At 72.0% G+C, this 12,370-nt stretch carries 9 protein-coding genes; 8 read left to right on the forward strand and 1 reads right to left on the reverse strand.

From position 1 onward, the window contains the following. Positions 1 to 38 precede the first annotated feature (38 nt). The 8 genes from HII36_RS17320 to HII36_RS17355 all read left to right on the forward strand — a co-directional run bounded on the left by HII36_RS17320 (position 39) and on the right by HII36_RS17355 (position 9,740). Positions 39 to 767, forward strand: a complete 729-nt coding sequence (locus HII36_RS17320; protein WP_173524228.1) for a GAF and ANTAR domain-containing protein — start codon at positions 39 to 41, stop codon at positions 765 to 767. Between the two features lie 89 nt (positions 768 to 856). Beyond that, entirely contained in the window at positions 857 to 1,558 is a 702-nt protein-coding gene (locus HII36_RS55705; RefSeq protein ID WP_217369627.1) for a GAF and ANTAR domain-containing protein, read from the forward strand. A gap of 7 nt (positions 1,559 to 1,565) precedes the next feature. Then, positions 1,566 to 2,381 carry an alpha/beta fold hydrolase gene (locus tag HII36_RS17330; RefSeq protein ID WP_173524229.1) on the forward strand — a complete coding sequence of 272 codons (816 nt, stop codon included), beginning with the start codon at positions 1,566 to 1,568 and terminating at the stop codon, positions 2,379 to 2,381. 68 nt (positions 2,382 to 2,449) lie between these two features. Beyond that, positions 2,450 to 3,700: a KAP family P-loop NTPase fold protein gene (locus HII36_RS17335; RefSeq protein ID WP_173524230.1), complete on the forward strand. Its 1,251-nt coding sequence runs from the start codon at positions 2,450 to 2,452 to the stop codon at positions 3,698 to 3,700. 3 nt (positions 3,701 to 3,703) lie between these two features. Further along, positions 3,704 to 4,690, forward strand: a complete 987-nt coding sequence (locus HII36_RS17340) for a hypothetical protein (protein ID WP_173524231.1) — start codon at positions 3,704 to 3,706, stop codon at positions 4,688 to 4,690. Next, positions 4,683 to 7,250, forward strand: a complete 2,568-nt coding sequence (locus tag HII36_RS17345) for a hypothetical protein (RefSeq protein WP_173524232.1) — start codon at positions 4,683 to 4,685, stop codon at positions 7,248 to 7,250. Before HII36_RS17340 ends, HII36_RS17345 begins: the two co-directional genes overlap by 8 nt. Then, entirely contained in the window at positions 7,234 to 8,466 is a 1,233-nt protein-coding gene (locus HII36_RS17350) for an FxsB family cyclophane-forming radical SAM/SPASM peptide maturase (protein ID WP_328807752.1), read from the forward strand. The genes HII36_RS17345 and HII36_RS17350 overlap by 17 nt, the downstream gene beginning before the upstream one ends. Next, the gene (locus HII36_RS17355; RefSeq protein WP_173524233.1) at positions 8,427 to 9,740 is read left to right on the forward strand and encodes an HEXXH motif domain-containing protein; all 1,314 of its coding nucleotides are present in this window, start codon (positions 8,427 to 8,429) and stop codon (positions 9,738 to 9,740) included. Before HII36_RS17350 ends, HII36_RS17355 begins: the two co-directional genes overlap by 40 nt. A gap of 36 nt (positions 9,741 to 9,776) precedes the next feature. Here the strand turns inward: HII36_RS17355 and fxsT are convergent, their stop codons facing one another. Next, entirely contained in the window at positions 9,777 to 12,326 is a 2,550-nt protein-coding gene (gene fxsT / locus HII36_RS17360; protein ID WP_173524234.1) for an FxSxx-COOH system tetratricopeptide repeat protein, read from the reverse strand. Between the last annotated feature and the right edge of the window lie 44 nt (positions 12,327 to 12,370).

Raw genomic sequence — 12,370 nt, forward strand, 5'->3', positions numbered from 1 at the left:
CGGGTAGTCGTCCCCTGACGTCGGAGACGGGGACCCGGATGGACGCGCGGACGCTGGCGGCGGCCTGGAACGACCTGGCCGCCACCTTCCTGACCACTGACGATCTGGAGCAGGCGCTCGGCCGCATCACCGACCTCACGGCCGCGACCATCCCCGGCCGTCCGGCGCTGAGCCTGACGCTGATGTGGAACGGCCGGCCGCGCACGATCGCCTCCTCCGACAACCGGGCCCACCCGATGGACGAGATCCAGTACGACGGCGGCGAGGGCCCCTGCCTGGAGGCCATGGACACCGGACGTGCCGTGCTGGCCACCGACCTGGCCTGCGACGACCGGTGGCCGGACTTCTCCGCCCGGGTGGCCGGTCGAGGCGTGCGCAGCGTCTACTCCGAGCCGCTCGGCAACGGGCGCGGCGCGCTCAACCTCTACGGCGACGCGCCCGGCGGCTTCCCGCAGCAGGTCCGCGCCGTCGCGCAGCTCTCCGCCGAGCACGTCGGCATCCTGCTGGAGGCCGCGCTGCGCGCCACCAAACAGGCCGAGCTCACCGAGCAGTTACGCCAGGCGCTCGACACGCGGGCCGTCATCGACCAGGCCGTCGGCATCCTGATGGCCCAGCAGCGGTGCGACGCCGGGCACGCGCTCTCGCTGCTGCGCGTCGCCTCGCAGCACCGCAACCGCAAGCTCCACCTGGTCGCCGGTGACATCGTGGCCGCCGTCAGCGGGGGGCCGCCGCAGCCGCCCGGCTTCGACTATCCGGATATTTCCTGAGACCTGGCATCGAGGCCGGTCCGCGGGGCAGAATCGTCTATCGAGTGGTCCGGAGACGTGGCTCGCCGTCGGCTAGCGCGAGGAGTCCCGTGGACCGGCCCATCATCGAGGAGTTGGACCGCGCTCTCACCGAGAGCCTGATCATCGCCGTACGCGCCATGCCCGACTCCCCCATGGGCAGCATCGCCCTGGCCGGCGAGCGCGGGCTGCGTACCGTCGCCGTCACCCATCCCGGCGCGGAACGGCTGGACGAGCTGCAGGCCACCGTCGGCCACGGCCCCAGCCTGGACGTGCTGGAGACCGGGCGGCCGGTGGAGGTCAGCGATCTGGCCGTGGAGTCGCGCTGGCGCGGCTTCACCGCGGAGCGCGCCGAGATCCGCAGCCTCTACGCCGAGCCGCTGATCTGCGAGGACCGGGTGCTCGGCGTGTTCGCGCTCTACTCGGGCCGGTGCGGCGGTTTCGCCGCGGAGACCCAGACCGCGGTCCGGGTGGCGGCCGGCCACGTCGGCGTGCTGTATCGCACCGCGCTGGGCGGCGCACGTACCCGTGAGGTGGCGGCGCAGCTCAAGCAGGCGCTCAGCACCCGGGCCACGATCGACCAGGCACTCGGCATCGTCATGGCGCGGCGCCGGTGCACCGCCCGTGACGCGTTCGCGTTCCTGCGCCGCGTCTCGCAGGACAGCAACGTCAAGCTGCACCAGGTCGCGGCCTCGATCGTGGAGGCGGTCAGCGGCTGTCCCGCGCCGCCCGCCCACTTCGACGAGCCTGTGCCGTCGAGCGATCGTGAATAATCCCCTTATGCCTCACTTCAGCGCCCATGACGGGACAAAGCTCGCTTACCACCTTCAGGGCACCGGCAGCCCGCTCGTGTGCCTGCCGGGCGGCCCGGCGCGTCCCTCCCGCTACCTGGGCGACCTGGGCGGCATCCCCCGGCGGCTGATCCTGGCCGACGGCCGGGGCACCGGCGAATCCGACGCCGCCGCCGACCCGGAGACCTACCGCTGGGACCGGCTCGCCGACGACGTGGAGGCGCTGCGCGAGCACCTCGGGCTGGACCGGGTGGACCTGCTGGCCCACTCGGCGGGCGCGAACGTGGCGATCCGCTACGCCGGGCTGCACCCCGAGCGGGTGAGCAGCCTGGCGCTGATCACGCCGTCCACGGTGGCCGCCGGATTCGTGCCCACGCCCGAGGACCAGGAGGCGGGTCTGGCCAGGCGCGCCCACGAGCCCTGGTACGAGCAGGCCCGCGCCTCGTACCTCGCCGAGGAGGGCACCGAGTTCCTGCCGCTGTTCTACGGCCGCTGGGACGACGAGATCGCCGCGCACGCCCTGCTGGACTTCGAGACCAGCGAGCAGCCGCCCGCCCTGGGGTTCTACGCGCCCTCCCCGGTCACCCCCGAGGAGGTCAGGGCCGGGATCGCCCGGCTGGACGCGCCGGTGCTCGTGCTCGCCGGCGAGGTCGACGCGCACCCCTGCCGCGATCACGCCCGCTCACTCGCCGGCCTGTTCCCCGACGCCCGGCTGGTGATGCAGCGGGGCGTGGCCCATTTCCCCTGGGTCGACGAGCCCGCGGACTTCGCGCGTATCGTCACGGAGTTCCTCGACGCCCGGTGAGGATCACAGTTCGATAACCGGCGCTATCAGGCGGCCGTCCCGATGCATCCTCTTCGTGGAGGGGAAACATGCCGGATATCGCAATGCTCTCGGACGCCCCGGTCAACCGGCTCGGCGATCTCCTGCGTTTTCATCGCTACGTCGACCCGCTGGTGTCGATCATCTCCGATCCCCGTACCGAGACGCCGTTCACCATCGGCGTCTACGGCGCGTGGGGCAGCGGGAAGTCGACCCTGCTGGGAATGATCGACGAACGGCTGCTCGAGGAGCACGGCGAGGAGTTCGTCCGGGTCAGGTTCAACCCCTGGATGCATCGGGGCGAGCCGGAGATGTTGCGGCCGCTGCTGAACGCGTTGCACGACGCGCTCGCCGAGGACCCCCGGCGCCGGTTCGCCGACATCGCCAAGCGGGTCGGCTCGATCACGCTCAACCTGGCCGCGGACGAGCTGCTGAAGCGCATGGGCCTCGGCTCGGCGAGCATGGAGAAGATCGGCCAGCTGGCCCGCGAGTACGCCGAGATGCGCGGCCAGAGCGACAGCCAGATCGGCCGCCTGCGCGCGTTGCTGCAGCGGGAGGCCGACCGGCTGGCCGAACGCGGCAGGAAGATCGTCTTCTTCGTCGACGACCTCGACAGGTGCGGCCCCGACCAGATCGTCGACGTGCTCGAATCGATCAAGCTGTTCCTCGACCTGCGGCACGTCTTCGTGGTGATCGCCCTGGCCAAGGACGTGGTCGACCGCGGCGTGGCGGTGCGCTACAAGGACTTCGGCTTCCCCGAGGGCTACGCCGTCGGCGACGAATACCTCGACAAGATGATCCAGCTCCCCATCCACCTCTATCCGGTCGATCCGGCCGACATCAGCAGGTTCGTCCGCGCGTCCGGCACGGAGGGGCTGCCCAAGACCCACGTGGAACTGCTGGAGAAGATCGCGGCGCCCAACCCGCGCAAGATGAAACGGGTGCTCAACGTCTTACGGGTGACCGAGGCGATCATGAGCGGCACGCCGGCCCTGGCCTCGCTCCGGACCGATCTGGTCACCCGCCTGGTGGTGCTGCGCGTGCAGAGCCCGGATCTGTACGCCGACGCGCAGCGGCAGCCCGACCTGCTGCGCGCGCTCGAACTCGTCCATCAGGGCCGGCTGGCGATGGATCATTCCCAGGACTTCCTGAAGCGGTTCGCGCCGCAGCCGGAGCGGATCCAGGCCCTGACCCAGGCATATCACGGCAAGTACGATTTCCTGGAACCGCTCTTCCGCGACTCCCGCTTCGACGAGGCCGCCGAGGAGCTGCCCGTCTACCTGACGATGATCGGCGGGTGAGAGATGACCGGCGGCAGGGACCGCTACGACCTGTACGGCCTGCTGGCCGGGAATCCCTACGTCAACCGCCCGCTGGACGCCCTGTCCTCGGCGTCGGATCGTTCCCTCCTGCTCGAACTCGGGGGCTTCGTCGAGCTCGCGGTCATCCAGGCGGCCGCGGAGCGGGCGGCCGCCCGTGAGGCCTCGGCGTTCTTCCTCATCACCGGGAAGGGCAACAGCGGGCGCACCTCGCTGGCCAACCACGTGATGCACCTGTACCGGCAGGCGTGCACGCGCAAGCCCGGCTACGTCCTCGTCACCCACTGCGCCGACCAGGACGAGATGACGCACGACGCGTACGGCCTGGTCCGCTCGACGCTGCTGTCCTTACGCAACCAGATGCCGGCGCACGGCATCCAGATCCCCGACGACCTGCGCCCCGCCTTCGCCGAGCTGAGCAGGGACCGGAACACGCAGATGAACGAATACGACCTGCAGGACATCGCCCGGCACATCGCCACCGCGTTCTCCACCCGCAACGCCGGTTTCGGCATCCGCTACGAAGGCGTGCCGGCCAAAGACCTGATCATGCTGGCCACCACGGTGTTCGAGACCAGCGCCGCGGTGGTGGTCTTCACCGTCGACTCCTACCGGCACGCCAACGCCGCCCAGCTCACCCCGGCCGACCGGCAGCGGTTCTCCAGGCGCGGCCACCTCGTCGTCGACCTCAGCACGCTGACCCCCGACCAGATCGCGGCGCTGGCCGACGCGCGCTGGAACGGCGCCTCGCCCACGCCCTTCGACCCGCAGGGCGTCAGGACCACCTTCGGCGCCCAGCCGTACACCATCGGGCAGGTGCTGCACTACCTGGAGATGATGCTCGACTTCCGGCTGAGCGAGTACGACGGTGAGGAGCCCTGGCCGCAGGCCAAGGACCTGCGCATCGACGGGCCGTACATGCAGACCAAGATGTGGCAGCGCGAGAGATGGCTCGGTGCGGTCAATGTCTGACCAGGCCGCGCGCAACCCGTTCCCCGCCCATGGCATCTCCGCCGTCGAGGAGTGCTTCCAGCCCGGCCTCCTGCACGACTGGGCCAGGCTGTCGCCGACGGCGGTGCTGCCCGGCGTCCAGTGCGCCGTGGCCTGGGCCGGCGACTACCTGCGCGAACTCGGCGAGCAGCCGGCCCGCGACGGCGGCCTGGGCTGCCTGTACGGCGCGCACGGGGCCGGCAAGACCCACTCCGCCCGTCACATGATGGCCTTCGTCGACGAGGCCGACCCCCGCGCGGTCCAGCTCTACCTGAGGTTCACCGACGGCGACTTCGTCGCCGCCTACCGCCGCCTGATGCCGCAGTTGTCCCAGGAGCTGCTCATCGACCTGTGCCTGCGCCAGCTCGGCGCGCTCGCCGTCGAGTGGATCGCGCGGCACGTCGGGCCGCAGGCCGGGGACCGGCTCTCGGCCGAGGTGCGGGCCGATCCGGGGCGCGTCTTCCATCTGTTCGACGAGCACGAGGTCGAGGAAGGCGAGGTGCTGGAGGCCCAGGCCAGGGAGATCGCCGCGGTGGCGGGTGACGCGCCCCGGTTCCAGCGGGCGCTGTCGTACCTGCTGCGTCCCCGCTACTCCGACGCCGCCTACGACTGGTTGTGCGGCCGGCGGATCAGCGCCGAGTCGACGCGCGCGCTCGGCGTGGGCGGCCGGATCGACGACCCGCAGATGTGCAGGTACGCCCTGCAACTGCTGGCCACCCTGGTCACCCGGGCGGGACGGCCCTTCGTGCTCGTCCTGGACCAGTGCGAGAAGTTCCTCGTCGACGAGGCCTCGACGGCCGCCAACGCGGCGGTGCTGCAGGGCCTGGCCGAGATGATCCCCCGGGCCGGCGGCATGCTGCTCCTGCTGTCGAACCTGGAGGGCTGGCAGCGGATGCCGCCCGACCTGCGCCAGCGCCTCGGCACCCACGTCTGCCGACTGCTGCCGCTCACGCCGCGCGAGTGCGAGCTGGTGCTCGGCGCCTACCTGCCCGCCCGCCAGGGCATCGCCCCGTTCACCGACGACGGCCTGCGCGAGCTGCTGCGCCGCAGCGGCGGCAACCTCCGCGTGCTGCTGCAGCTGAGCTCGGCGAGCTACGCGGCGACGACGCCGGGCGCGCTCATCGACGGCGGACGGGTCGCGGCCGCGCCGTCCGACCATCCGCGTCCCCCCGACCTCGCCGACCTGGCCATGCTCGTCGAGTCCAGGCTGCTGATGGCGGGCGTGCCGGTCGAGCGCGTCGACGACGCCGGAGAAGCGCCGGTGTTCCTGCTGCCAGGCGCCCGGGACACCCGGGCCAGGATCGCGCTCAACCCGGCGATCTTCGCGGGCCCCGGCCCGGCCACCGGGGCCGCCGGCTCGGGCGGGCGGCCGGTCTTCACCGCGCTGCTGGTCACGGGCTACGTCGCGCCGCCCGAGCTGGCCCGGCTGCGTGAGCAGGTGCACCTGGTGCTGGTCGCCGACGGCTCCGAGGAGTTCTCCCGCGGCCTGGACGACCTCGTCGCCCACGTGACCGCCGCGCTCGCCAGGGCCGAGCCGGTCCGGCCGGAACCGGCCGAGCTGGACGAGTCCGTACGGGCCCTGCGCGCGCAGCTGGACGAGCTGCACCCCGATCGCCAGGAGAGCGAGGAACCCGCGCCGGCCTGGCCCGTCAGGCGCGAGGAGTACACCGCACGCATCGCCGAGGCCAGAGCCGCGCGCACGGCGGCCGACTGGGAGGAGTTCAGCCAGGCCTGCGAGCGGGCGGACCGCGGCCTGGACAGGTACCTCGCCAGGCTGCTGCCCGGCAGGCGCCCGGCCACCGGGCCTGTCGAGTCCAAGCGCGATCTCATCCGCGCCGCCCGTGAGCTGCGTTCCGCGCGCGACCCGGACTCGCCCGACCCCGTCATCCGCTACGCCTTCGCCCTGCACGAGGACCCGGACGAGGGCTACCAGCGGCTGGTGTCTGCCCTGCTCGTCGAATCGCTGGCACTCGTGCGCCAGGCCATCGGGCAGCGGCTCGCGGTGTCGTCGCGGCCGCCGGCGCAGTGCGTGGCCGAGGTGCTGCGCGGGCGGCGCGAGCGCGTGCCCGAGATGTTGCTCCTGCTGGCGCGCAAGCAGCCGCACGCGGAGTTCGACCGGCCGCCGCGCGCGCTCCGCGACCTGCCGCCCGAGCTGCGCATCCTGGTCGCGCTGGCCAACCCGGGCGCGCTCGAACTGGCCTCGGGCGCGAGCACCAAGCAGGCCGCCGAGGCCGTGCTGAGCGCGCTGGGCGTGCACGGGCCGAGCCATCCGCTCGCCCGCGCCTACCGCACCGGCATCGCCGAGATGGCGCCGGGCGAGGTGCCGCCGCACGAGCTGAGAGCCGCCGCACGCCTGCTGTCACCGCTGGAGGAGGACGGACTCGGCACCTACGACTGGCTGCCGCAAGTCTCGGACATCGATGGGCTATACCTGTTCTTCGAGGAACTGCTGCACTACCAGGACGAAGTCCGAGCCCATTGGCAGAGATCCGGACTGGCCGTGGAAGTCGTGAGGGAGTTGGGCGGTGCCAGGAAGTTCTGATTCACCAGCACCGCCCGCCCACGCCTTCCCCGACCTGGTGGACGTCGACGCGCTGCTGGCCACGGGCTGGAAGCCGTACCCCTTCCAGCAGTTCATCCTGAAGATCCACAGCCGCTGCGACCTGGCCTGCCGCCACTGCTACGTCTACGAGATGGCCGACCAGAGCTGGCGGTCCCAGCCGCGCCGGATGTCCGACGCCATCGCCGAGCGCGCGATCCAGCGCATCGCCGAGCACGCCGAGCAGCACAAGCTGCCGGCCATCGAGGTCATCCTGCACGGCGGCGAACCGCTGCTGGCCGGTCCCGAGCTCATCTCCCGCCTGGTGCGCGGCGTCCGGTCGGCGGTCGGCGCCGGCACCCGGGTCGACGTCAACCTGCAGACCAACGGCGTGCGGCTCGACCGGTCGTTCCTGGAGCTCATGCGTTCGCTGGAGATCCGGGTGGGAGTCAGCCTCGACGGCGACGCCGAGGCCCACGACCGGCATCGGCGCTTCGCCACGGGCAAGGGCAGTCACGCGCTGGTCAGTGAGTCCCTGCGGCGGCTGACGGCGGGGCCGTACCACCAGCTGTTCAGCGGGCTGCTGTGCACGGTGGACATACGCAACGACCCGTTGCGCACCTACGAGGCGCTGCTGGAGTTCGATCCGCCGACGGTCGACTTCCTGCTGCCGCACGGCAACTGGGCCGAGCCGCCGCCCTTCCTCGATCCCGCCTCGGCGACCACGCCGTACGCCGACTGGCTGATCCCGATCTTCGACCGCTGGTACGGGAGCCCGGTCATGCACACCGAGGTCCGCATGTTCCGCGAGATCATGCGGCTGCTGATGGGCAGCCCCTCGCGGGCGGAGACGGTGGGGTTGTCCCCGGTCCGCATGGTGGTGATCGAGACCGACGGCAGCATCGAGCAGTCGGACATCCTCAAGAGCGCCTACCAGGGCGCCGCGCGCACCCGCCTGCACGTGCTCACCGACCCGCTGGACCGGGCCATGCTGCATCCCTCGATCGTGGCCAGGCAGATCGGGGTGGACGCCCTGTCGCCGCTGTGCCGGGACTGCGACCTGCTGTCCTCCTGCGGGGGCGGCCTGTACGCGCATCGTTTCCATCCGCGCACCGGCTTCGCCACGCCCTCGGTCTACTGCCGCGACCTCTACCGTTTGATCACCCACATCGCCGACAGATGCGCCAGGGACATGGCCACGATCCGGGGGACGGCATGAACATCCAGCGGCACCGGATCTCCGACTCCTCGCTCGCCGCGCTCGCCGCCCCGGCGGCGGGCGGGGAGAGCCTGCGGGCCGTGGGCGAGCTGTGCGCCGCCCAGGAGAGCAAGCACCGCCTCCTGGTACGGCTGGTCGTGGCCGAGGCGGCGGCGCGCGGGCACCCGCACGCGAAGCTCGCCGAGCGGGCCTACGACGTGCTCGCGCGCATCGAGGCGGACGCGCCCGAGCCGGTCGCCCGGTGCCTGCGCCACCCCGCGGTCGGCGCCTGGGCGCTGCGGACCTGCCGGGGTCAGGGCGATCCCGGCCGGCTGGCGGCGGTGGCGCTGGCCGCCGCGGTGCGGGCCGGCGTCGCCTGCCGCCTGGACGTGCCGGTGAGCGGCGGCGAGCTGGTGCTGCCCGGGCTGGGCCGGCTGCTCCCGCCTACGGGCACGCCCGAGGTGGTTTCCGTGGCCGTGGTACCGGCCGGCGAGAGCGGCCTGCTCGACGTCGCCGGCCTGGGCATCGACCCGCGGCGCGACGAGCCCGGCTGGCAGGCGCTGAGCCACGTGCCGCTCGCGCCCGGGTTCACGGTGACGATCGACGACCTCGACCCGTGCCGCTGGCCGGGCGACGACACGGAGGACCGGCTGGACGCGGACCGGCGGCAGCGGTGGACCGACTGCCTGCGCGCGGCCTGGCGGCTGCTGAGCGAGCGTCACCCGGGGGTGGCCGCGGAGCTCGCCACGGTGCTCGCGACGCTCGTCCCGGTGGTCGCCCGCACGCACGACCAGCACAGCGCCTCGTCTCGGGAGACGTTCGGCGCGATCGCGGTGTCCGACCCCGTCGGCGGGCTGGACCTGGCGCTCATCCTGGCGCACGAGCTGCAGCACGCCAAGCTGAACGCGCTGAGCGAGGTGGTCGACCTGATCGCCCCCGACAGCGGGCGCCGCTACTACGCGCCGTGGCGCCCCGACCCGCGTCCCCTGTTCGGGCTGCTGCACGGCGCCTACGCGCACGCCGCGGTGGCGGGATTCTGGCGCGAGCACCTGGCGGACGCCGAGCTCGCGCCGCGCGCGCAGGCGGAGTTCGCCCGCTGGCGGGCGGCCGCGCACGAGGTCACCGGCACCCTGCTGGACAGCGGCGAGCTGACCGAGGCCGGCACGCGGTTCGTCACCGGGCTGCGGCACACGCTCGGCGGCTGGCTGGCCGAACCGGTCCCGCCCGCCGCCGAGGCCCTGGCACGACGCTGGTCCGAGCGGCACCGCGAGGCCTGGGCCGCGGAACGCGGGTGACGGGTCTGGGCTCAGGGCGGTGCCGGGCCTGCGGGCTCAGAGGGGCGGCGGGTCGAAGTCCATGTCGAGCCGCCTGCGCCCCACCACCGCCTCGACGTCCGGGTGGTCCTCCTCCAGGAGCTGCGTGAACTTGGCCAGCGTGTCGAGATACAGCCGGTCGGACTCCTGCTGCGCGCCCGTCTCCCTCAGGTCGATGCTCAGGTTGGCGGCGCAGGCGAGGCTGAAGTAGTGATCGGCCGACAGGTTGTCGCTGAGCTGCTGGAGCGTCTCGGTGCCCAGCCGCCTGGCCGCGTCGAACTCGCCCAGCGCGGCCAGGTCGCTCTGCAGGTTCATGGCGAACCTCAGCACGTAGTCGTGCCGCGCGCCGAGGCGTTCGGCCAGCCAGGCGCGCTCCCGCTCGTCGATCTGCCTGGCGTGGGCGGGATCGCCCTGCAGCCGGTGCAGCAACGCCAGATTCAGCAGGCAGGCGTGCGAGTACGGATGCTCCTCGCCGAACACCTTGGGATAGTGCCGCAGGGTCTCGCGCACCATCCGCTCGGCCTCCTCCAGGTCACCGGCCAGGCGTAGCGCGTTGGACAGGCCGAGCGCCGCCCCCATCGTCTCGGCGTGGTCGTCGCCGTACGCGCGGCGCATGCGGGCGTGCACGTCCTGCATGGCCGCCAGCGACTCGGCCAGCCGGCCCGCCCGGCGCATCGAGATCGCGGACTCCTTGGCCGCCTGCAGGGTGACGGGGTGGTCGGGGCCGAGCGCGGTCACGCCGTACTGGTGGGCGTCCTGGCTCAGCTCGGCGGCGTCGAGGATCTGGCCGTTCAGCCGGACGGCCCGGCACAGGTTGCTCCACGCCTGGAGCAGCAGGCGCTTGCCGATGTCCTCGTGCGAGCTCAGGTACCGGTAGTTGCCGTAGTGGATGTCCTGGGCCCGCTGGAAGTCGTTGGTCAGGACGCAGTCGACCCCCAGGTTGTTGAGCGTGCGCAGGGTCCGCATGTCGTGCGGGCCGTAGCTGCTGTCGTGCAGCCGGTGTGACTCCTCGTCGATCTCGCGGGCGCGCTCGAACTCGCCGCGTCCTCTGAGTGTGGAGGCGTAGCCGCCCATCGCCCACAGGGTCTGGTCGTGGTCGGGGCCCAGCTCCTCGCGCATCAGGTCGAGCGTCTCGGAGTCGACCTCGTACGCCTCGCCGTAGCGGGTCAGCGCCCGGTAGATGTTGCCCAGGTGGGCACGGGCCACCAGCACGTCCTCGTGCTGGGCGCCGCTCATCTCCGTCCACACCTCGATGACCTGCCGGACCAGCCCGAGGGCCGAGGCGTAGTTGCCGCGGACGTACAGGTATCGGATGAAGTTCTTGGTGAAGTCTCGTGCCCTGGATTCGTGGCACCTGATCAGCCCGGACGGCTCCACGTGCGCGGCCAGCTCCTCGAACCTGTTCCACAGGTTGGTGTCGTCCGGGTCGCCGGGGGCGCTGCCCGCGAGTAGCATGTGGACCTCGTGCCGCAGCGCCCGGCGGTCCGGCTCGGACAGTTCGTCGCGCAGCAGCGCCTGGTTGAGCCGGTGGACCTGGATGGTCCGCGACACGGGCTCCACCTTGACCAGCGCGAAGCGCTCCAGCGCGCTGATCACCCTGGTGAGCAGGATCGGGTCGGAGAGAATCGGCTTGAGCCTGCCGGTGAACTCGCCGGCCCAGCGGAACACGTCGCGGGGGAACGGCTCGGGCCCGAAGAAGGCCGCGCAGCGCAACACCTCGACCGCCTCGGGGATCTGGTCCTCCAGCTGCGAGACCGACACCCGCCAGGCCGCCGTCATGGAGTACGGGTAGGCGGGCGCCTTCTCCAGGCTGAGCAGCCGGCCCGTCTCCTGCTCCAGCAGCGTGATGTACTCCTCGGGCGACATCAGCGTCCTGCGCTGCAGGGCGGCCGCCTGGTCGAGGGCGAGCGGCAGGTCGCCGAGCTTCTCGGCCAGGAGGTCCGCGTCGGACTCCGAGAGCCCCGCGCCCAGCCGCTTGCGCAGGAACGCCACGCTCTCCTCGCGCTTGAACACGTCCACCTCGACGGCGTTGCCGTAGTCGCTCCAGCGCGAGTTGCGCGAGGTGATCAGGACGTGCCCGGGCCCCCGGGGGATGTAGTCCTTGAGGAACTCGGGTTCCTCGGCGTTGTCGAAGATGATCAGCCAGCGCCGGTACGGCGTGCCGCTCTCCAGCACCCGCTGCACCGCCTTGGCGGCCTGCTCCACGCCGGTGACGTTGGCCGGAGGCAGGTCGAGCCGCTGGGCCAGGGACGCCAGCGTCGACGGCACGAGGATCGGCTGATCGGCGCGGATCCACCAGACCAGGTCGTAGTGTGACCTGAACTGCCAGGCGTACTCGATGGCGAGCTGGGTCTTGCCGACACCGCCCAGGCCTTGCAGGGTCTGCGGCGTGGCCACGACGGCCGTCACGGCGCTGATGCCGGCCCTGATCCGGGCCATGAGATCTTCTCTGCCGGTGAAGTTCGGGTTGCGCGGGGGGACGTTCTCCCAGATCTGCGGCTCACGGGTGGGCAAAGAGTGCGCGTTCTCCGCCACTTCGATCCTCCGCTCGGCGAACGATCGGGCCATCGCCCATCTGAGATGGTTGCCCGACGGACCTGCCTCTCACAAAA

This window comes from Nonomuraea antri (assembly GCF_013283785.1).
Lineage (GTDB): Bacteria > Actinomycetota > Actinomycetes > Streptosporangiales > Streptosporangiaceae > Nonomuraea > Nonomuraea antri.